Below are 19611 nucleotides of genomic sequence, written 5' to 3'. Positions count from 1 at the left end.
CGTGCCCGACGCCATTCTGCGCCTCGCCCTGCCCTCGCCTTTACGCCGCCTGTTCGACTACCGTGCCCCCGCCGGGGTCGCGCACAGTACCCTGCAGCCGGGCATGCGCCTGCGAGTGCCGTTCGGCCGTCGGGAGATGATCGGGATTCTGGTGGAAGTCACCGACCACAGCGAAGTCCCCGCCGACAAGCTCAAACCCGCCATCGCCTTGCTGGACAGCGAAGCGCCACTGCCGCCCGCGCTGTTCAAGCTGTGCCTGTGGACCGCGCAGTATTACCAGCATAGCCTCGGTGACACCTTGAGCTGGGCATTGCCGGTACTGCTGCGCCAGGGCGAACCGGCCGAGGCACGGCAGGAGCGTTTCTGGCATATGGCCTCCGGCGCCAGCATCGACGACCCACGTATCGCGCGGGCGCCCAAGCAAAAGGAAGCGCTCAGGACGCTGGCGCAGCACCCTCACGGTGTCGCGCATCAGTTGTTGAGCAAGCTGATGCTGAACCGCGACAGCCTGAACCTGCTGCTGGCCAAGGAACTGGTCACTGTTGAAGTGCGGGGCCATGCGCCCACAGCCCGGCACGAACACTGGCTGGCGCAGCCAGAATTGCCGCTGAACACTGAACAGCGCGCCGCCTTCGAAGCGGTCCGCTCAGGCTTCGGCAGTTTCCATGCCTCGTTGCTGGCGGGAGTGACGGGCAGCGGCAAGACCGAGGTTTACCTGCAACTGATCCGAGAAACCCTGGAAGCCGGCAAACAGGCGCTGGTGCTGATTCCAGAGATCAACCTCGGTCCTCAGACTCTCGCCCGTTTCGAGCAGCGCTTCAATGCGCGAATCGCCTTGCTGCACTCGGCTGTCAACGACCGAGACCGGCTCGACGCCTGGCTGGCCGCGCGAGATGGCGAGGCCGACATCATTATCGGCACCCGCTCAGCGTTGTTCACGCCGATGAAGAATCCCGGCCTGATCATCATCGACGAAGAGCACGACGGCTCGTATAAACAGCAGGAAGGACTGCGCTATCACGCCCGGGATCTGTCACTGGTGCGCGCACGGCAGGAAGACATCCCGATCGTGCTGGGTTCGGCGACGCCTTCACTGGAAAGCCTGCACAACGCCTACACCGGCCGGTACGCCCTCTTACGACTCAATCAGCGCGCCGGTGGTGCTCAACAACCGCGCTTCCTGCGCCTGGATGTCAAAAGCCGCCCACTGGACAGCGGTATTTCCGGCCCCATGCAGCAGGCAATCGGACAAACCCTGGCAGCGGGCCAGCAGGTTCTGGTGTTTCTCAACCGACGAGGGTTCGCTCCAACGCTGCTCTGTCACGACTGCGGCTGGCTCTCGGAATGCAACCGCTGCGACGCGCGCATGACCGTTCATCAGCGTTCCGGCGAGCTACGCTGCCACCACTGCGGGCATGTCGAGCGCGTGCCACGCAATTGCCCGGCGTGCGGAAAAGTCGACCTGCGCCCGGTTGGGGCAGGCACGGAGCGGGCTGAAGAACGGCTGGCCATCCTGTTCCCGGACTATCCGGTGTTGCGCGTCGACCGCGACAGCACTTCTCGCAAGGACGCGATGAATCAGCTGTTCGCGACGATTCAGAAAGGCGAGCCATGCATTCTGGTCGGCACTCAAATGCTCGCCAAGGGGCATCATTTCCCACGGGTGACACTGGTGTCGATCCTGGATGCCGACGGCGGGCTATTCTCCGGTGATTTCCGCGCCAGCGAGCGCATGGCGCAGCTGATCGTGCAGGTCGCGGGGCGAGCCGGACGCGCGGAAGAGCCGGGTAAGGTGATCATTCAGACGCACCTGGCCGATCACCCCCTGCTGATCCAGCTCACGGAACAGGGTTATTTCGCCTTCGCCGAACAGGCCTTGAGCGAACGCCGCGCCGCCGGGCTGCCGCCGTTTTCGCATCTGGCACTGTTGCGCGCTGAAGCCCACAAACCGGGCCAAGCCGAAGGCTTTCTCGATGAAGCCTGTACGCAAGCGGAGTACCTGCTGAAGGAAATCGCGCTGGGCGGAATTGAACTGTTGGGCCCCGTTCCGGCTCCGATGGAACGCCGCGCCGGTCGGTATCGCGCGCAATTGCTGGTCCAGGCCAACGCCCGCGCCCCATTGCACAAGTTGCTGGCGACCTGGCTGCTGGCCCTTGAGAACATGCCGAGCGGCAGACAGGTCAGGTGGTCGCTGGATGTCGACCCGGTGGATTTGTATTGATAGATGGCGAATACCCTCCCACAGGGTTTGTGTCTTGCCAGCAATTGAACCTCGCATCGATAGCATGACAAATCCCAACCGCGCGTCCAACGCGGTTGGCAAGGTGGCTCCGGCAACGGATAATGCCCAGTTTTTCCACCCGCGCATCGAGCGCTGCCGCGCTTGCGGTCGAAAGAGAGCACCATGAAAGACACCATTCGCCAGCTGATCCAACAAGCTCTGAGCCAACTCGTCACCGAAGGCGTCTTGCCGGAAGGGCTGACGCCGGCGATTCAGGTGGAAAACGCCAAGGACAAGAAAAACGGCGACTTCGCCAGCAACATCGCCATGATGCTGGCCAAGCCTGCGGGCATGAAGCCGCGCGATCTGGCCGAGAAGATCGTTGCCGCGTTGCCTGCCGACGAGCAGATCAGCAAGGTCGACATCGCCGGCCCCGGCTTCCTCAATTTCTTCCAGAACACTCAGGCCCTGGCGTCGCGCCTTGATGCCGCGCTGGCCGACGCCACGTTGTCGGTACGCAAGAACGGCCCCGCCCAGCGCGTGGTGGTCGACCTGTCGGCGCCCAACCTTGCCAAAGAGATGCACGTCGGCCATTTGCGCTCGACCATCATTGGTGACGGCGTTGCCAGCGTCCTGGAGTTTCTCGGCGACACGGTGATCCGTCAGAACCATGTCGGCGACTGGGGCACCCAGTTCGGCATGCTGCTGGCATATCTGCAAGAAACCCCGGCCACCAGCGACGAGCTGTCAGACCTGGAAAACTTCTACCGCGCCGCCAAAGGCCGCTTCGACGAGTCCGAAGAGTTTGCCGAGCGTGCTCGTGGCCTGGTGGTCAAGCTGCAAGCTGGCGACCCTGAGTGCCTGAAACTGTGGACCCGTTTCAAGGACATTTCGCTGTCCCACTGCCAGGAAGTCTACGAGCGCCTGAACGTGAAACTGACGCCGAAAGACGTCATGGGCGAAAGCGCCTACAACGACGATCTGGCGAACGTGGTTGCTGACCTCAAAAAGGCCGGTTTGCTGGTCGAGAGCAACGGCGCGCAGTGCGTGTTCCTCGAAGAATTCAAGACCGCCGAAGGCACGCCGCTGCCGGTTATCGTGCAGAAGGCAGGCGGCGGCTATCTCTACGCCACCACTGACCTTGCGGCCGTTCGTTACCGTAGCAACGTCCTCAAAGCCGATCGCGCGCTGTATTTCGTCGATCAACGTCAAGCCCTGCACTTCCAGCAAGTGTTCGAAGTGGCCCGTCGTGCAGGCTTCGTGACCAACGACATGCAAATGGAACACATGGGCTTCGGCACCATGAACGGCGCCGATGGCCGTCCGTTCAAGACCCGCGATGGCGGCACCGTCAAGCTGGTAGACCTGCTGGACGAAGCTGAAGAGCGCGCCTACGTGCTGGTCAAAGAGAAGAACCCTGAAGTCGCCGAAGACGAACTGCGCAGCATCGCCAAGGCCGTGGGCATCAGCGCCGTCAAATACGCCGACCTTTCCAAGCACCGCGCCAGCGATTACAGCTTCAACTTCGATCAGATGCTGAGCTTCGAAGGCAATACCGCGCCTTATCTGTTGTACGCCTACACCCGCGTTTCCGGAGTGTTCCGCAAGCTGGGCGAGGCCTTCGACGAGAGCAAAGGCCAGATCGTCCTCGAAGCACCGCACGAGCAAGACCTGGCTGCGCGACTGGCGCAGTTCGGCGAAACCGTAAACAACGTCGCCGAAAAAGGTACGCCACACGTGCTGTGCGCCTACCTGTACGATCTGGCCGGGCTGTTCTCCAGCTTCTACGAGAACTGCCCGATCCTGAACGCGGAAAACCCCGAGCAACAGCAAAGCCGTCTGCGCCTCGCGCACCTGACCGGTCGCACCCTCAAGCAAGGCCTGCAACTGCTGGGTCTGGAAACTCTGGAGCGTATGTAAGTTGGCAGTCAAAAAGAAACCTGCTCCCAAGCGCGGCGCCAGCCGGTACGAGGCACCCGCAAAGAAGCCGATTCCGGGATGGCTGTGGCTGGCGATCGGCCTGTCCGTTGGTGCCTTCGTGGTTTTCCTGATGAAACTTGAGCCCGGCAGCGGCGACGACATCAAGCGCGTCAAGGCCGACGCGAAGGCTGCGAAAATCGCGGAAGCGAACAAGACGCCTCCAAGCCCGACGGCGCCGGTGAAGCCTAAGTACGACTTCTACACGCTCCTGCCTGAGTCGGAAGTCATCGTGCCGAACGAAGCCGTGCCCGAGAAGACACCGCCTCCGGTGGTGGCGCCTACGACGCCAGTCTCGCCTGAACAGGCGGCGAAGATCGACACCGCTCGTGCCCAGGCGGCGCTCAGTGGCCTGACGCCTCCGCCCGCGCCGCCGGTGACCAAGCCTGCGCCGGTGACGACGTTCTTTTTGCAGGCGGGCTCGTTCCGCAAGCAGACCGACGCCGACAAGGTGCGTGCGCAGATCATTCTGCTCGGGCAGGCGGCGACGGTTGAGTCCGGCACCGTGAAAGATGAAACCTGGTATCGCGTGCTGGTCGGCCCGTTCAGCAACCGTGAACAACTGACGACCGCGCAGAAGCAGTTGGCGGGTGGCGGTTTCAGCAATCTGTTGCTGCAGCAGCGTCAGAGTCGCTAGATCTGACGGCCACGGATCAAACCAACAGGTTTCGTCCCTTTTAGCAGTCCGGCTTGCCGGCGATGGCGCCCTCCAGATCGCTACCGCCGGCAAGCCGTGCTGCTACAGAGACAGTCTCGCCAGAGAGGACTGCCATTCATCCCTCGCTTCGCCTGGCAGTTGAAATACCCGCCCCCACCCCCATATGAGTTTCCATCAGGGCATTTTCGCCCCGCAGCGTGGAGACTCTCCCCTTGACCACCATCGTTTCAGTGCGCCGCCACGGCAAAGTCGTCATGGCGGGTGACGGCCAGGTTTCTCTGGGCAACACCGTCATGAAAGGCAACGCCAAGAAAGTCCGTCGCCTTTATCACGGCCAGGTCATCGCCGGCTTCGCTGGCGCCACTGCCGACGCCTTCACCCTGTTCGAACGCTTCGAAGCACAATTGGAAAAACACCAGGGCCACCTCGTTCGCGCAGCTGTGGAACTCGCCAAAGACTGGCGTACCGACCGCTCCCTCAGCCGGCTGGAGGCCATGCTGGCCGTCGCGAACAAGGACGCTTCGTTGATCATCACCGGTAACGGTGACGTCGTTGAGCCCGAAGACGGCCTGATCGCCATGGGTTCCGGCGGTGCATTCGCTCAGGCCGCCGCTCGCGCCCTGCTGCTGAAGACCGAACTGTCGGCGCGGGAAATCGCCGAGACAGCCCTGCACATCGCTGGCGACATCTGCGTATTCACCAACCACAACATCACCATTGAGGAGCAGGACCTCGCCGAGTGAGTCCTGTCGCGGGCCGCAATTCATCGCGGCCCGTTGAACTCATCACGCCCGAGGACCGTTGAAAACCATGTCCATGACTCCCCGTGAAATCGTCCACGAACTCAATCGCCATATCATCGGCCAGGACGATGCCAAGCGCGCCGTCGCCATCGCGCTGCGTAACCGCTGGCGCCGGATGCAACTGCCTGAAGAGCTGCGCGTCGAAGTCACCCCCAAGAATATTCTGATGATCGGCCCGACCGGTGTCGGTAAAACCGAGATCGCCCGTCGCCTGGCCAAGCTCGCCAATGCGCCGTTCATCAAGGTCGAAGCGACCAAGTTCACCGAAGTCGGCTACGTAGGCCGTGACGTCGAGTCGATCATCCGTGACCTGGCCGACGCCGCCATGAAGCTGCTGCGCGAGCAGGAAATGACCAAGGTCCGTCATCGCGCCGAAGATGCCGCCGAAGATCGTATTCTCGACGCCCTGTTGCCTGCGGCTCGGGTGGGTTTCAACGAAGACGCATCTTCCAGCAGCGACTCGAACACCCGTCAGCTGTTCCGCAAGCGCCTGCGTGAAGGCCAGCTGGACGACAAGGAAATCGAGATCGAAGTCGCGGAAATGGGCGGCGTCGACATTTCCGCGCCACCTGGCATGGAAGAGATGACCAACCAGTTGCAAAGCCTGTTCGCCAACATGGGCAAGGGCAAGAAGAAGAGCCGCAAGCTCAAGGTCAAGGACGCGCTGAAGATGGTTCGAGATGAAGAAGCGAGCCGCCTGGTCAATGACGAAGAACTGAAGGGCAAGGCGCTGGAAGCGGTCGAGCAGCACGGTATCGTGTTCATCGACGAAATCGACAAAGTGGCCAAGCGCGGCAACGTCGGCGGCGCCGATGTGTCCCGCGAAGGCGTGCAACGCGACCTGCTGCCGTTGATCGAAGGCTGCACCGTCAACACCAAGCTGGGCATGGTCAAGACCGACCACATCCTGTTTATCGCGTCCGGCGCGTTCCACCTGAGCAAGCCAAGCGATCTGGTGCCTGAACTGCAAGGTCGCCTGCCGATCCGCGTTGAACTGAAGGCGCTGAGCCCGCAGGATTTCGAACGTATCCTGAGCGAGCCGCATGCATCGCTGACCGAGCAATACCGCGAGCTGCTGAAAACCGAAGGCCTGAACATCGAGTTCCTGCCTGAGGGCATCAAGCGCCTGGCGGAGATCGCCTGGCAGGTCAACGAGAAGACCGAGAACATCGGTGCCCGTCGTCTGCACACCTTGCTGGAACGCCTGCTGGAAGAAGTATCCTTCAGCGCTGGCGACCTGGCGACGGCGCAGGATTCAGGGACGATCAAGATCGACGCCGAGTACGTCAACAGCCATCTTGGCGAGCTGGCCGAAGACGAAGATCTGTCGCGTTACATCCTTTAAAAGCAGCTGCCAGCTGTAAGCTTCAAGCCACAAGCAGATATCATGGGTTGCAGATATCTGCTTTTACTTGAAGCTTGCCGTTTGTAGCTTGAGGCTGCCCTAATGCCCAGAATCCCAATCGCCATCCAGCTGCACAAAGCCTCGAAAATCCTCAGCCTGAAATACGGCCCCGATGAGGAATATCACCTGCCCGCCGAATTCCTGCGTGTGCATTCGCCTTCCGCGGAAGTTCAGGGGCACGGCAATCCGATTCTGCAATTCGGCAAGCTGGGCGTCGGTTTGAGCAAGATAGAACCGGCCGGTCAGTACGCACTAAAACTGACCTTCGACGACGGTCATGACAGCGGATTGTTCACTTGGGAGTACCTCGAGCAACTGGCGCAACGCCAGGAGCAATTGTGGGATGACTATCTGGCTGAACTGAAAGCTGCGGGCAAATCCCGCGACCCTTCCGAGCAAATCATCAAGCTGATGCTCTAGTCCGCGCCCGCGCTACCGGCGGGCGTTTTAGGACGCACTTTCTAATTCAATTTGCTTCAATGGTCCGCGCAGCGGTCAATGACTGACCCTGCTTGCGATTTTTTGGAATCTCGCGTAACCAATGATTCTGGCAAGCTCTCTGCATCGGAGAATTGGCAGAAGCCTGTCGGTGTTGTTCGTAGCAGTCGCATATAGCGCCACCCAAAAACGCGGTGCCTTGCGTAAGCGTCCACACCTGTTTGTGTTAATCATCGGTCACCCGAGAGCAGTACTGGCATTCGCCCGTGGCGTGTTTTCACAGGGAAGCCAGTGCTCGTCTCAGGACAATGGAGCGTCGTAGATGAGTAACAAGAGTAATGATGATCTGCCGCGTCAAGCCTCTGAACACACCTTGGGGTTGAACCCTGTCGTAGGCCTGAGGCGCAAGGATTTGCTCACCACGGCACGCATGGTATTGACCCAGGCCATCAGGCAACCTTTCCACAGCGCCAAGCACGTGGCCCACTTCGGGCTGGAGCTCAAAAACGTTCTGCTCGGCAAGTCCACGCTGGTGCCGGAAAGCGACGACCGTCGCTTCGCCGATCCGGCCTGGAGCCAGAACCCCCTGTACCGTCGCTACCTGCAGACCTACCTCGCCTGGCGCAAGGAACTGCACGACTGGATCGATGACAGCAGCCTGTCCGCCCAGGACATCAGCCGCGGTCATTTCGTGATCACCCTGATGACAGAGGCCATGTCGCCCACCAATGGCGCGGCGAACCCGGCGGCGGTCAAACGCTTCTTCGAGACCGGCGGCAAGAGCATCCTCGACGGCCTGTCACACCTGGCCAAGGATCTGGTCAACAACGGCGGCATGCCGAGCCAGGTCAACATGGACGCCTTCGAAGTCGGCAAGAATCTGGGCACCACCGAAGGTGCCGTGGTGTTTCGCAACGACGTGCTGGAACTGATCCAGTACAAGCCGATCACCGAGCAGGTTCACGAGCGGCCACTGTTGGTGGTGCCACCGCAGATCAACAAATTCTACGTTTTCGACCTCAGCCAGGATAAAAGCCTGGCGCGCTTCTGCCTGCGCAACAACGTGCAGACCTTCATCATCAGTTGGCGCAACCCGACCAAGGCCCAGCGTGAGTGGGGCCTGTCGACTTACATTGACGCGGTGAAGGAGGCGGTGGATGTGGTCTGCAAAATCACCGGCAGCAAGGACGTCAACATGCTTGGCGCCTGTTCCGGAGGCATCACCTGCACGGCGCTGCTCGGCCATTACGCCGCACTCGGCGAGCAGAAGGTCAACGCGCTGACCCTGCTGGTGAGCGTGCTGGATACCACGCTGGACACGCAGGTCGCCCTGTTCGTGGACGAGCAGACTCTGGAATCGGCCAAGCGCCACTCCTACCAGGCAGGCGTGCTGGAAGGCAAGGACATGGCGAAGGTGTTCGCCTGGATGCGCCCCAACGATCTGATCTGGAATTACTGGGTCAACAACTACCTGCTGGGCAACGAGCCACCGGTGTTCGACATCCTCTTCTGGAACAACGACACCACCCGTCTGCCCGCCGCGTTTCATGGCGACTTGATCGAGATGTTCAAGAACAATCCGCTGATTCGCCCGAACGCCCTGGAAGTCAGTGGTACGCCCATCGACCTGAAGCAGGTCAAAAGTGACATCTTCTGTCTTGCCGGGACCAACGACCACATCACGCCCTGGGTGTCGTGCTACAAGTCGGCACGGCTGTTTGGCGGCAAGACCGAGTTCGTGCTGTCCAACAGCGGGCATATCCAGAGCATCCTGAACCCGCCGGGCAACCCGAAGGCGCGGTTCATGACCAACCCGGACATGCCCGACGACGCCAACAAATGGCAGGAAGACGCGACCAAGCACACCGATTCCTGGTGGCTGCACTGGCAAGCGTGGCAGGCAGAGCGTTCCGGCAAACTGAAAAAATCCCCCGCTACACTGGGCAACAAGGCGTATCCGGCTGGAGAGGCTTCGCCAGGGACGTATGTGCACGAAAGGTAGCAAACGGCATTAACGAGCAAGCAACAGGAACGGCAAGCATCGAACACACAGGAACCGCCGATGCGGTTTCAGGACCGGAAAACGCGCAGGACAGCATTACCGGCGTTTAACCCACAGGGCTTCGCGCATGCCGCAACCGTTTGTATTTCGCACCATCGATCTGGATGGCCACAACATCCGCACCGCGGTGCGCCCCGGCAAGAGTCATCTGACGCCGCTGCTGATTTTCAACGGCATCGGCGCCAACCTTGAGCTGGTGTTTCCCTTCGTCGACGCCCTTGACCCCGATCTTGAGGTCATCGCCTTCGACGTCCCGGGTGTCGGTGGTTCATCGACGCCCAGTCGGCCGTATCGCTTTCCGGGGCTGGCAAGACTCGCGGCACGGATGCTCGATTATCTGGATTACGGACAGGTCAACGCGATCGGTGTTTCGTGGGGCGGCGCGCTGGCTCAGCAGTTCGCCCACGACTACCCGGAACGCTGCAAAAAACTGGTGCTGGCGGCGACGGCGGCAGGTGCCGTGATGGTCCCCGGCAAGCCAAGAGTGCTTTGGCTGATGGCCAGTCCCAGGCGCTATATCCAGCCGTCTCACGTGATTCGCATCGCGCCGGAAATCTACGGCGGGGCCTTCCGTCGCGACCCGCATCTGGCCGCGAACCACGCGGCCAAGGTCCGCTCGTCCGGAAAGCTGGGTTACTACTGGCAGCTGTTCGCGGGGATGGGCTGGACCAGCATTCACTGGCTGCACAAGATCCGCCAGCCGACGCTGGTGCTGGCTGGCGACGACGATCCTTTGATTCCGCTGATCAATATGCGACTACTGGCCTGGCGTATACCCAATGCCCAGCTACACATAATCGACGATGGTCACTTGTTTCTGATTACCCGGGCCGAGGCTGTCGCGCCCATCATCATGAAGTTCCTCCAGCAAGAACGGCAGCGCGCCGTCATGCACCCACAGCCGGCACCGAGCGTGCGCTGACCCCTAAGGACATGGCTGGAACCACCGTGTTTCAACTGCAAAGGAAGTCGCTTCACTGACTGCGCCCCGGGCGGGATTGCCCTGGCGCAGAGCAGCGCAGGATCGCTCTCGTGGCGTCCTGCGCAGATGTATTTGTTGATGGTCTGACGAAGGAGTGTTGATCCATGCGAGACAAACCGGCGAAGAGTCCTTATCCAACGCCCGCGACTTTTATCAACGCGCAGAGTGCGATCACCGGCCTGCGCGGCAGGGACCTGTTCTCGACATTGCGCAGCGTGGCGCTGCAAGGTCTCAAGCACCCGGTTTACACCGCGCGTCATGCGCTGGCGCTCGGGGGGCAATTGGGCCGAGTAATGCTGGGCGACACGCCGCATCAGCCGCACCCGAACGACACGCGCTTCAGCGATCCGACCTGGGCTCACAACCCGCTGTATCGTCGCGGCTTGCAGGCGTACCTGAGCTGGCAGCATCAGGTGCGCCACTGGATCGACGACAGCGGCCTGTCCGAAGACGATCGCTCGCGGGCGCAGTTCATCTTTGCATTGCTCAACGATGCACTGGCGCCCACCAACAGCCTGCTCAACCCACTGGCCGTCAAAGAGCTGTTCAATTCAGGCGGCACCAGTGTGGTGAAGGGCTTGAGCCACATGCTCGACGACTTCATGCACAACAATGGCCTGCCGAGCCAGACCACCAAAGATGCCTTCGAAATCGGCCGCACGCTGGCCGTAACGCCCGGTGCCGTGGTGTTTCGCAACGAACTGCTGGAGCTGATCCAGTACAAGCCGATGAGCGAAAAGCAGTACGCCCGCCCACTGCTGATCGTGCCGCCGCAGATCAACAAGTTCTACATTTTCGATCTGAGCCCGACCAATAGCTTTGTCCAGTACGCGCTGAAAAACGGGCTGCAGACCTTCATCATCAGTTGGCGTAATCCGGACGTGCGTCATCGCGAATGGGGCCTGTCCAGCTACGTCGAAGCGGCCGAAGAAGCGATGAACGTATGCCGCGCAATTACCGGCGCACGGGAAGTGAACCTGATGGGCGCCTGCGCTGGCGGTCTGACTATCGCGGCGTTGCAGGGCCATCTGCAGGCCAAGCGACAGATGCGTCGGGTGTCGAGCGCGAGCTATCTGGTGAGCCTGCTGGACAGCCAGATCGAGAGTCCGGCAACGTTGTTCATTGACGAACAGACCCTGGAAGCCGCCAAGCGTCGCTCTTATCAACGCGGCGTGCTGGACGGGCGCGACCTGGCCAAGGTGTTCGCCTGGATGCGCCCCAACGATTTGATCTGGAGCTACTGGGTCAACAATTACCTGCTGGGCAAAGCACCGCCGCCGTTCGACATCCTCTACTGGAACAACGACAGCACGCGCCTGCCCGCTGCGCTGCATGGCGACCTGCTGGACTTCTTCAAGCACAACCCGCTGACCCATCCCGGCGGACTGGAAGTGTGTGGTACGCCGATCGATCTGCAGAAGGTCACCGTGGACAGCTTCAGCGTCGCGGGGATCAACGATCACATCACGCCGTGGGATGTGGTCTATCGCTCGACTCTGCTACTGGGCGGCGACCGTCGCTTTCTGCTGTCCAACAGCGGCCATGTGCAAAGCATCCTCAATCCGCCCGGCAATCCTAAAGCCAGTTACGTCGAGAACGGCAAGCTGAGCAGTGACCCACGGGCCTGGTATTACGACGCCAGCCGCACGGAGGGCAGTTGGTGGCCAAGCTGGCTGAACTGGATTCAGGAGCGCTCGGGCACGCAACGGGAAACGCTCACGGCGCTGGGCAACCAGAATTACCCGCCCATGGAAGCGGCACCGGGGACGTATGTGCGTGTTCGTTGAACCGCGCTGAGTGGAATACGGATCCTGCGGGAGGAAGCTTGCTCGCGAGACTGAGTTCCTGCCGCTGAACATCTGGCGGCCGTACTGCCCTCTTCGCAAGCAAGCTCCCTCCCACAGAGGAAAGGCCGCGCTGGCGAGATCGCAACCGACTTGAATCAGAACTAAGAAGACTGGATGAAGACCCGCGACCGCATACTCGAATGTGCCCTGCTGCTGTTCAATCGGCAAGGCGAACCCAATGTTTCCACCCTTGAAATCGCCAACGAACTGGAAATCAGCCCGGGCAATCTCTATTACCACTTCCACGGGAAGGAGCCGTTGGTGATGGAGCTGTTCGAGCGCTTTCAGAACGAATTGGCGCCGCTGCTCGATCCACCAGCCGACGCACGTCTGGATGCCGAGGATTACTGGCTTTTTCTGCATCTGATCGTCGAGCGTCTTTCGCACTATCGCTTTCTGTTCCAGGACCTGTCGAACCTCGCAAGCCGCCTGCCCAAACTCGCACGCGGAATACGCAATCTGCTCAATTCGATCAAACGCACCCTGGCCTCGCTGCTCGCCCGACTCAAGGCCGAAGGCCAGGTCACCAGCGACACTCAGGCGCTGGGGCAACTGGTGGAACAGATCACCATGACCCTGCTGTTTTCGCTGGACTACCAGCGCATTCTGGATCGCGAGGGTGAAACGCGGGTGGTGGTTTACCAGATCATGATGCTGGTCGCGCCGCACCTCAAGCCCGGTGCACGGCACGCCGCCGAGCAGCTTGCGCTGCATTATCTGGAAGACTGAGGCCACAGTGACCGATCCAACTGCGGAAACCTGAACCACCGCATCGCTGCCGTCGTGACCTCCGGCGTCTCCCACAGAGTCCGAGGCGTGTCGCAGATATCATAAACCTGTGGGAGACGCCGCAGGTCACGTCTCCCACAGAGCCCGAGGCGTGTCAGAGATATCAGGCACACCGCTAAACCTGTGGGAGACGCCGSAGGTCACGACGGCAGCGAAGCGGTGGTTCGGCCACTATCGAACGCCCGACTGGACACGGTCTTTCTCAGCCAGACAAAAAACCCGACCTGTTTTCACAGATCGGGTTTCGGTGTTGCCAGCCGTGAATCAGGATTGGCTGGAAGGTGTCGACGCGGTAGAGCTGGTCGACGGGGTAGAAGCCGGTGCTGGTGATGCGGAGGCAGCCGGTGCAGCACTGGCCGTTGGAGCCGAAGCCGGTGCCGTGGCCGGTTTCGCAGCGGCGGCTGGCTTCGCAGCTGCAGGCTTCTTCGCTGCTGCCGGTTTTTTCGCTGCTGCGGGTTTGGCGGCAGGTTTCGCTGCTGCTGGTTTCGCTGCAGGTTTGGCCGCCGATGCCGGTTTCGCGGCAGGCTTTGCAGCTGGTTTCGCTGCGGCCTTCGGAGCAGGCTTGGCGGCCGGTTTTGCGGCAACGGTTTTCGCCTTGGCTGCAGTGGAAGCTGCTGCCTTGGAGGCTGCTGCTACCGGTTTGGCTGCGGCCTTCGCCACGGCGGGTTTAGCCGCTGCGGTTTTCTTGGCTACAGTGCTTGCGGCTTTGGCGACCGGTTTGGCCGCTGCTTTGGCCAAAGGCTTGGCAGTGGTTTTGGTGGCCGGCTTGGCTGCAGGTTTGGCCGCTGCGGTTTTCGAGATTGGCGTAACCGACGCGCCGGTCAACTTCTCGATTTGCCGGGTCAACAGATCGACCTTGCTGTGCAGGGCTTTGACTTCATTGCGGCTTGGAACGCCGAGGCGGGAGATCGCGCTGTTCAGGCGCTTGTCGAAAGCCCCTTCCAGCTCGCCCCATTTGCCCAGCGCCAGATCCTTCACGTCACCGACGCGGGATTTGGTCGAAGCCTTGGCGGTGTCGACAGACTTGCCAACAGTCGCCTTGGTTTCTTTTTCGGCCTTCTCGCCGTCCTTCACCAGCGTTTCGAAAAGCTTACTGCCGTCATTGCTGATCTTCGAGTAAGCGCCTAAACCAGCCAGCCAGATTTGACGGGAGTATTTTTCAACCTCGCCAATCCAGGAGCTGCCTTCTTTTTCGGTTTTCTTTTTGCCAGCCATCCCGCTCTCCTTATTGTTTACGCGCGACACGTTCGAGCAATGCCGTCAGCTCATCGAGCTTAGCAGAGAGTGTCTCAACATCATGTTTAGACGGAATGCCAATGCGATTCAAGGCGCTGGCCACGCGGCGGTCGAACGCACTCTCGATTTTGTCGAGTTGTACCTCTACGCGCCCCTTGGCTTTGGTGATTTCACCCTTGAACTCGCCCTTGGCCGAATCGATCTCGCTGTTGGCGGCCTCGACCTTTTCGTCGATGACCTTCTTCGCCTTCTTCTCAGTCTGTTCGCCGGTCTTGATCAGCTCTTTGACGTAATCGGCGCCTTCCTGCCCGGCCTTCACATAAGCGCCCAGGCCTGCGAGCCAGATCTTGCGCGCGTAAAGACGAACCTCCGAAAAAGTCTTCGCTTCTTCGGCCTCGATTTTCTTCTTCAGGGTAACTTTGACCATGTCGCACCTCACGCTCGAAAGGGATAGGACGAACCGCCCGCTGAAAGTCGGGGCATGGGCACAAAGTAGAGAGAAAAATTAGAAAGCTCACCCTAGGTTCGGTGGCTGTAGGGGGAAACGGGTTTGGCGCTACATCCTGTAGCAGCACGGGTTGCCGGAGGTGGCGTCCTTTGAATCGCTACCGCCGGCAAGCCGGGCTGGGTGAGGCAATGCGCGCAGGCTTACTGCGATGACTATCAGGCCGTCAGCGCTTTATCCAGCTGACGCTCGATCTCGGACTGAATCGTGCTGCTCATCGCCGAGAGAAAGAAATTCAATTCGATGTTGACCCGCACCAGAGCATCTTCGACCTGAACCGTGCCTTTGGCGCCCTTGCCTTCCAGCGACACGATGTCGCCGTTCCAGGTGTGCTCGATGCCATATTTGTCGCCCAGCTTCTCGGCCAGCAACTCAGCCTTTTCTCGAGCCTTGTCTTTACCCAGTGCATGCGGGCGTTCTACGGTAATTCGGGCCATCGGCAGGCTCCTTCATCGAGGTAAATCGTCGGGCCACTATACCAGCGGCGATCCGCGAAGAAACTGTTCACCGTGCGCCTTGTCAAGACAAAGCCAGCCCCGGCGATTAGAATGGCCGCACTTTATTCCGGTGACAGCGATATGAACGATCCGCGCAAAGGCAGCGATGCCGAACCCACCACCCATTTCGGTTACAAAACCGTTGCTGAAAGCCAGAAGGCCGAGAAAGTCGCCGAGGTTTTCCACTCCGTTGCAGCCAAGTACGACCTGATGAACGACGTCCTGTCCGGGGGCATGCATCGCCTCTGGAAGCGTTTCACCATCGAGCTTTCCGGTGTGCGCACCGGCAACCGCGTGCTCGACATTGCGGGCGGCACTGGCGACCTTGCAAAGAAATTCTCCCATCTGGTCGGCCCGACCGGCGAAGTCGTACTGGCTGACATCAACGCTTCGATGCTCAAGGTCGGCCGCGACCGTCTGCTCGACCGCGGCGTGGCAGGCAACATCAAGTTCGTTCAAGCGGACGCTGAAAAGCTGCCCTTCCCGGACAACTACTTCGATTGCGTGACCATCGCTTTCGGTCTGCGCAATGTGACCCACAAGGACGATGCCATCCGCTCCATGCTGCGCGTGCTCAAGCCGGGCGGCCGTCTGCTGGTGCTGGAATTCTCCAAGCCGACCAACAAGGTCATGTCCAAGGTCTACGATGCCTATTCGTTCGCCTTCATGCCGCTGGCGGGCAAGTTGATCACCAACGATTCGGAAAGCTACCGGTACCTGGCCGAATCGATCCGCATGCACCCGGATCAGGAAACCCTGAAGTCGATGATGGTAGAAGCCGGTTTCGACCGCGTGACCTATCACAACATGACCTCGGGCATCGTGGCCCTGCACCGTGGTATCAAGCCCTGATGCTGATCAGCGGCTTGCTCGCCAGCGCCGAGCACGGCATCAATCGTGTGCTGCAAATGGACAGCACCGCCCTGCCACGCCTTGATCGGCTGAGCGGCAAGGTGATCGCCGTGCAGTGCACCAGCCCGGCGTTTCATCTGCACATTCTGCCCAGCGACGAAGGCTTGATGCTGGCCGCGAACTGGGAAGGCGGTGCCGATGTGACCCTGCGTGCGCCTGCAGCGAGCCTCATGCGTCTGGCCCTGAGCAAAGACAAGAACGCGGTGCTGCACAGCCCGGAAGTCGAGCTGGATGGCGAAAGCGCTGTATTGCTGGAGCTGGTGGGCGTGTTGCAGGATCTGGATCTGGACTGGGAATACGAGCTGCAACGCTGGCTCGGCCCGGTTGCCACGCCGCTGATTGGCGGCCACCTGCGCAACAGCGCACGCTGGACCACTGGCAGCATCGCCAGCCTGAGCCACAACCTGGCTGAGTATCTGGCTGAAGAATCCCGCACGCTGGTCGGCAAACGCGAGGCTGAAGCCCGCTTCGCCGAACTGGATCAGACCAAACAAGACCTGGAACGCCTCGAAGCCCGCTTCGAGCGTCTGGCCCAATCCCTCAAATCCAGCGATAACGCATGAGCCTGCTTGCCGTCCGCCGCCTGTTTCGCATCCAGCGTGTCGTAATTCGTTACCGCCTCGATGACCTGCTGTTCGCCTTGCCGCTGCCCTGGTGGCTGCTGGCCGTGCGTTTCGTATTGCCTTGGCGCTGGATTCCGCGACGCAAGAACGAGCTCACGCGCGGCGCGCGATTGCGTCTGGCATTGCAGGACCTGGGGCCGATCTTCATCAAGTTCGGCCAATTGCTCTCGACCCGCCGCGACCTGCTGCCCGAAGACATCGCCGATGAGCTGATGCTGCTGCAGGATCGCGTGCCGCCGTTCGAATCCGAAAAAGCCATCGCCCTGATCGAATCCCAACTGGGCGCGAAGATCAGCCAGGTGTTCGCCCGCTTCGACGTCGCGCCGCTGGCGTCCGCGTCGGTCGCGCAGGTTCACGCCGCGCAGCTGAAAACCGGCGAAGAAGTCGTGGTCAAGGTCGTACGTCCGGGCCTTAAACCGATCATCGGTTCGGATCTCGCATGGTTGTTCATTCTCGCCAAAATCGCAGAACGACTGTCTGCCGACGCGCGCCTGCTGCACCCCGTAGACGTGGTCGCCGACTACGAAAAAACCATCTACGACGAACTCGACCTGTTGCGCGAAGCGGCGAACTCCAGCCAGCTGCGCCGCAACTTCGAAGGCTCGACCATGCTCTACGTGCCGCAAGTCTACTGGGACTGGTGCCGGCCGAAAGTGCTGGTGATGGAGCGCATCTACGGGGTTCAGGTCACCGATCTGGCGACCCTGGCCGACCAGCGCACCGACATGAAAAAACTCGCCGAGCGCGGTGTTGAGCTGTTCTTCACCCAGGTCTTCCGCGACAGCTTTTTCCATGCGGACATGCACCCAGGAAATATCTTTGTCAGCACCGTTTCGCCGTGGGACCCGCAGTACATCGCCATTGACTGCGGCATCGTCGGCAGCCTGACCCCCGAAGACCAGGACTATCTGGCACGCAACCTGTTCGCCTTCTTCAAGCGCGATTATCGCCGGGTCGCCCAGTTGCACATCGATTCCGGCTGGGTACCCGCCGAGACCAAGCTCAACGAATTCGAGGCCGCCATTCGAACCGTGTGCGAGCCGATCTTCGAAAAGCCCCTGAAAGACATTTCCTTCGGCCAGGTGCTGATGCGCCTGTTCCAGACCGCCCGCCGCTTCAACATGGAAGTGCAGCCGCAACTGGTGCTGTTGCAGAAAACCCTGCTGAACATCGAGGGGCTGGGGCGTCAGCTGTACCCGGAGCTGGACCTGTGGAGCACCGCTCAGCCATTTCTGGAGCGCTGGATGCGCGAACGCGTCAGCCCCAAGACACTGATCGGCAACCTGCAATCCCAAGTCGAGCAGATTCCACATCTGGCCAACATGACCCGCGACTTGCTGGAACGCCTGTCGCAGCCGCATCTTTCCGACCCGCCACCGCCTTACGCAAACAAAGGCGATCATTGGGCACTGCGCCTGATCGGCGCCGGGCTGCTTGCCGGTGGCGTGGTTCTCGCCACCGCGCACACTCAATCGGGTGACGAGCTCATGGCGCTGAGCGCCTGGCCCGCACTCCTGATGCTGGTGGCGGGGCTTTATCTGGTTGTGCGCCGATAGCCATTGACGAACACCACTGGCACACTAACCCATCCACAGAGCGGCCGGAGCCGACGATGAAAGACTGGCTGGACGAGATTAAATGGGACAACGACGGTTTGGTCCCGGCAATCGCACAGGATCACAAGACCGGGCGCGTCCTGATGATGGCCTGGATGAACCGTGAAGCACTGAGCCTGACCGCTGCCGAGAATCGCGCCATCTACTGGTCGCGTTCCCGTGGCAAGTTGTGGCGCAAAGGTGAAGAATCGGGCCACGTGCAGAAACTGCATGAGCTGCGTCTGGACTGCGATGCCGACGTGATCATTCTCATGGTCGAGCAGATCGGCGGTATCGCCTGTCACACGGGCCGCGAAAGCTGCTTCTACCGCGTCTACGACGACGCCGGCTGGAAGACCGTGGATCCGGTGCTAAAGGATCCCGAAGCCATTTATCAAGCAGGACACTGAACATGACTGATACCTTGTCTCGCCTTGCGCAGGTGCTCGAAGAGCGCAAGGGCGCGGCTGCCGACTCCTCCTACGTCGCCAGTCTCTATCACAAGGGATTGAACAAGATTCTGGAGAAGGTCGGCGAAGAGTCGGTCGAAACCATCATTGCCGCCAAAGATGCCGCCATCAGCGGCGACTGCAGCGATGTGATCTACGAAACCGCCGATTTGTGGTTCCATAGCCTGGTCATGCTTGCAGCGCTGGGTCAGCATCCACAAGCCGTACTCGATGAACTGGACCGCCGTTTCGGGCTGTCCGGGCACGCCGAAAAAGCAGCTCGCTCGGCGGAATAAACACTTGGCCTGCGGGCTCTGAATTTCTTGTGAGGAACGTGACATGGGCATTTTTGACTGGAAACACTGGATCGTCATTCTTGTGGTCGTCGTGCTGGTCTTCGGCACCAAGAAACTCAAGAACCTGGGCACCGATGTCGGTGAGTCGATCAAAGGCTTTCGCAAAGCCATGAATGACGACGAGAAGCCGTCCGAGCAGCCACCGGTTCAACCGCAGTCGACTGCGCAGCCAACCCCGCCGACCCAGCCGCTGAATCAGTCGCACACCATCGACGGCCAGGCACACAAGGTCGAAGAGCCCATCCGCAAAGACTAG

At 60.6% G+C, this 19611-nt stretch carries 19 protein-coding genes; 16 read left to right on the top strand and 3 right to left on the bottom strand.

Features of this window, described 5'->3' with window-relative positions; genetic code table 11:
• The first annotated feature begins 1 nt into the window (after nt 1).
• From BWR59_RS00680 to BWR59_RS00635, 10 genes are all read left to right on the top strand, one after another.
• Entirely contained in the window at nt 2-2221 is a 2220-nt protein-coding gene (locus BWR59_RS00680; protein WP_081563726.1) for a primosomal protein N', read from the top strand.
• A 183-nt stretch (nt 2222-2404) separates the two neighbouring features.
• Nucleotides 2405-4141, top strand: coding sequence for an arginine--tRNA ligase (gene argS / locus BWR59_RS00675; RefSeq protein WP_081563725.1), 1737 nt, complete (start codon nt 2405-2407; stop codon nt 4139-4141).
• Nucleotide 4142: 1 nt separating this feature from the next.
• Entirely contained in the window at nt 4143-4835 is a 693-nt protein-coding gene (locus BWR59_RS00670; protein ID WP_081563724.1) for an SPOR domain-containing protein, read from the top strand.
• 233 nt (nt 4836-5068) lie between these two features.
• Nucleotides 5069-5599 carry an ATP-dependent protease subunit HslV gene (gene hslV / locus BWR59_RS00665; protein WP_081563723.1) on the top strand — a complete coding sequence of 177 codons (531 nt, stop codon included), beginning with the start codon at nt 5069-5071 and terminating at the stop codon, nt 5597-5599.
• Nucleotides 5600-5666: 67 nt separating this feature from the next.
• A complete protein-coding gene (hslU, locus tag BWR59_RS00660; protein ID WP_081563722.1) occupies nt 5667-7004 on the top strand; it encodes an ATP-dependent protease ATPase subunit HslU in 1338 nt (445 codons plus the stop codon).
• A gap of 102 nt (nt 7005-7106) precedes the next feature.
• Entirely contained in the window at nt 7107-7484 is a 378-nt protein-coding gene (locus tag BWR59_RS00655) for a DUF971 domain-containing protein (RefSeq protein WP_081563721.1), read from the top strand.
• 340 nt (nt 7485-7824) lie between these two features.
• Nucleotides 7825-9504 (top strand): class II poly(R)-hydroxyalkanoic acid synthase, encoded by a 1680-nt coding sequence (gene phaC, locus BWR59_RS00650; RefSeq protein WP_081563720.1) that lies wholly within the window; start codon nt 7825-7827, stop codon nt 9502-9504.
• A 127-nt stretch (nt 9505-9631) separates the two neighbouring features.
• Nucleotides 9632-10486 carry a poly(3-hydroxyalkanoate) depolymerase gene (gene phaZ, locus BWR59_RS00645; RefSeq protein ID WP_081563719.1) on the top strand — a complete coding sequence of 285 codons (855 nt, stop codon included), beginning with the start codon at nt 9632-9634 and terminating at the stop codon, nt 10484-10486.
• Nucleotides 10487-10650: 164 nt separating this feature from the next.
• Nucleotides 10651-12333: a class II poly(R)-hydroxyalkanoic acid synthase gene (phaC, locus tag BWR59_RS00640; RefSeq protein WP_081563718.1), complete on the top strand. Its 1683-nt coding sequence runs from the start codon at nt 10651-10653 to the stop codon at nt 12331-12333.
• 174 nt (nt 12334-12507) lie between these two features.
• Nucleotides 12508-13122 carry a TetR/AcrR family transcriptional regulator gene (locus tag BWR59_RS00635; RefSeq protein ID WP_081563717.1) on the top strand — a complete coding sequence of 205 codons (615 nt, stop codon included), beginning with the start codon at nt 12508-12510 and terminating at the stop codon, nt 13120-13122.
• Between the two features lie 324 nt (nt 13123-13446).
• Here the strand turns inward: BWR59_RS00635 and BWR59_RS00630 are convergent, their stop codons facing one another.
• From BWR59_RS00630 to BWR59_RS00620, 3 genes are all read right to left on the bottom strand, one after another.
• Nucleotides 13447-14397, bottom strand: a complete 951-nt coding sequence (locus BWR59_RS00630) for a phasin family protein (RefSeq protein WP_081563716.1) — start codon at nt 14395-14397, stop codon at nt 13447-13449.
• A 10-nt stretch (nt 14398-14407) separates the two neighbouring features.
• Nucleotides 14408-14845 carry a phasin family protein gene (locus BWR59_RS00625; RefSeq protein WP_081563715.1) on the bottom strand — a complete coding sequence of 146 codons (438 nt, stop codon included), beginning with the start codon at nt 14843-14845 and terminating at the stop codon, nt 14408-14410.
• A gap of 236 nt (nt 14846-15081) precedes the next feature.
• Nucleotides 15082-15360 carry a polyhydroxyalkanoic acid system family protein gene (locus tag BWR59_RS00620; RefSeq protein WP_081563714.1) on the bottom strand — a complete coding sequence of 93 codons (279 nt, stop codon included), beginning with the start codon at nt 15358-15360 and terminating at the stop codon, nt 15082-15084.
• Between the two features lie 141 nt (nt 15361-15501).
• On the opposite strand from BWR59_RS00620, the gene ubiE reads away from it, so the two are divergent.
• Genes ubiE through BWR59_RS00590 form a run of 6 tightly spaced genes read left to right on the top strand, consistent with a single transcriptional unit; the run spans nt 15502 to nt 19611 of the window.
• Nucleotides 15502-16272, top strand: coding sequence for a bifunctional demethylmenaquinone methyltransferase/2-methoxy-6-polyprenyl-1,4-benzoquinol methylase UbiE (gene ubiE / locus BWR59_RS00615; RefSeq protein WP_081563989.1), 771 nt, complete (start codon nt 15502-15504; stop codon nt 16270-16272).
• Nucleotides 16272-16895: an SCP2 sterol-binding domain-containing protein gene (locus tag BWR59_RS00610; RefSeq protein WP_081563713.1), complete on the top strand. Its 624-nt coding sequence runs from the start codon at nt 16272-16274 to the stop codon at nt 16893-16895. Before ubiE ends, BWR59_RS00610 begins: the two co-directional genes overlap by 1 nt.
• Nucleotides 16892-18511: a ubiquinone biosynthesis regulatory protein kinase UbiB gene (gene ubiB, locus BWR59_RS00605; protein ID WP_081563712.1), complete on the top strand. Its 1620-nt coding sequence runs from the start codon at nt 16892-16894 to the stop codon at nt 18509-18511. The genes BWR59_RS00610 and ubiB overlap by 4 nt, the downstream gene beginning before the upstream one ends.
• Nucleotides 18512-18567: 56 nt before the next feature.
• The gene (gene hisI / locus BWR59_RS00600) at nt 18568-18960 is read left to right on the top strand and encodes a phosphoribosyl-AMP cyclohydrolase (RefSeq protein ID WP_081563711.1); all 393 of its coding nucleotides are present in this window, start codon (nt 18568-18570) and stop codon (nt 18958-18960) included.
• 2 nt (nt 18961-18962) lie between these two features.
• The gene (locus tag BWR59_RS00595; protein WP_062379266.1) at nt 18963-19295 is read left to right on the top strand and encodes a phosphoribosyl-ATP diphosphatase; all 333 of its coding nucleotides are present in this window, start codon (nt 18963-18965) and stop codon (nt 19293-19295) included.
• A gap of 43 nt (nt 19296-19338) precedes the next feature.
• Nucleotides 19339-19611, top strand: a complete 273-nt coding sequence (locus BWR59_RS00590; protein ID WP_081563710.1) for a twin-arginine translocase TatA/TatE family subunit — start codon at nt 19339-19341, stop codon at nt 19609-19611.

Source organism: Pseudomonas sp. Bc-h, from assembly GCF_002080045.1.
Classification (GTDB): Bacteria; Pseudomonadota; Gammaproteobacteria; order Pseudomonadales; family Pseudomonadaceae; genus Aquipseudomonas.
This window is presented reverse-complemented; position numbering and strand designations above follow the sequence as displayed.

Coding starts and splice junctions, on each gene's coding strand:
- argS (WP_081563725.1), top strand. CDS start 2,405: ATGAAAGACACCATTCGCCAGCTGATCCAACAAGCTCTGAGCCAACTC.
- hslU (WP_081563722.1), top strand. CDS start 5,667: ATGTCCATGACTCCCCGTGAAATCGTCCACGAACTCAATCGCCATATC.
- BWR59_RS00655 (WP_081563721.1), top strand. CDS start 7,107: ATGCCCAGAATCCCAATCGCCATCCAGCTGCACAAAGCCTCGAAAATC.
- phaC (WP_081563720.1), top strand. CDS start 7,825: ATGAGTAACAAGAGTAATGATGATCTGCCGCGTCAAGCCTCTGAACAC.
- phaZ (WP_081563719.1), top strand. CDS start 9,632: ATGCCGCAACCGTTTGTATTTCGCACCATCGATCTGGATGGCCACAAC.
- phaC (WP_081563718.1), top strand. CDS start 10,651: ATGCGAGACAAACCGGCGAAGAGTCCTTATCCAACGCCCGCGACTTTT.
- BWR59_RS00635 (WP_081563717.1), top strand. CDS start 12,508: ATGAAGACCCGCGACCGCATACTCGAATGTGCCCTGCTGCTGTTCAAT.
- BWR59_RS00630 (WP_081563716.1), bottom strand. CDS start 14,397: ATGGCTGGCAAAAAGAAAACCGAAAAAGAAGGCAGCTCCTGGATTGGC.
- BWR59_RS00625 (WP_081563715.1), bottom strand. CDS start 14,845: ATGGTCAAAGTTACCCTGAAGAAGAAAATCGAGGCCGAAGAAGCGAAG.
- BWR59_RS00620 (WP_081563714.1), bottom strand. CDS start 15,360: ATGGCCCGAATTACCGTAGAACGCCCGCATGCACTGGGTAAAGACAAG.
- ubiE (WP_081563989.1), top strand. CDS start 15,502: ATGAACGATCCGCGCAAAGGCAGCGATGCCGAACCCACCACCCATTTC.
- BWR59_RS00610 (WP_081563713.1), top strand. CDS start 16,272: ATGCTGATCAGCGGCTTGCTCGCCAGCGCCGAGCACGGCATCAATCGT.
- ubiB (WP_081563712.1), top strand. CDS start 16,892: ATGAGCCTGCTTGCCGTCCGCCGCCTGTTTCGCATCCAGCGTGTCGTA.
- hisI (WP_081563711.1), top strand. CDS start 18,568: ATGAAAGACTGGCTGGACGAGATTAAATGGGACAACGACGGTTTGGTC.
- BWR59_RS00595 (WP_062379266.1), top strand. CDS start 18,963: ATGACTGATACCTTGTCTCGCCTTGCGCAGGTGCTCGAAGAGCGCAAG.
- BWR59_RS00590 (WP_081563710.1), top strand. CDS start 19,339: ATGGGCATTTTTGACTGGAAACACTGGATCGTCATTCTTGTGGTCGTC.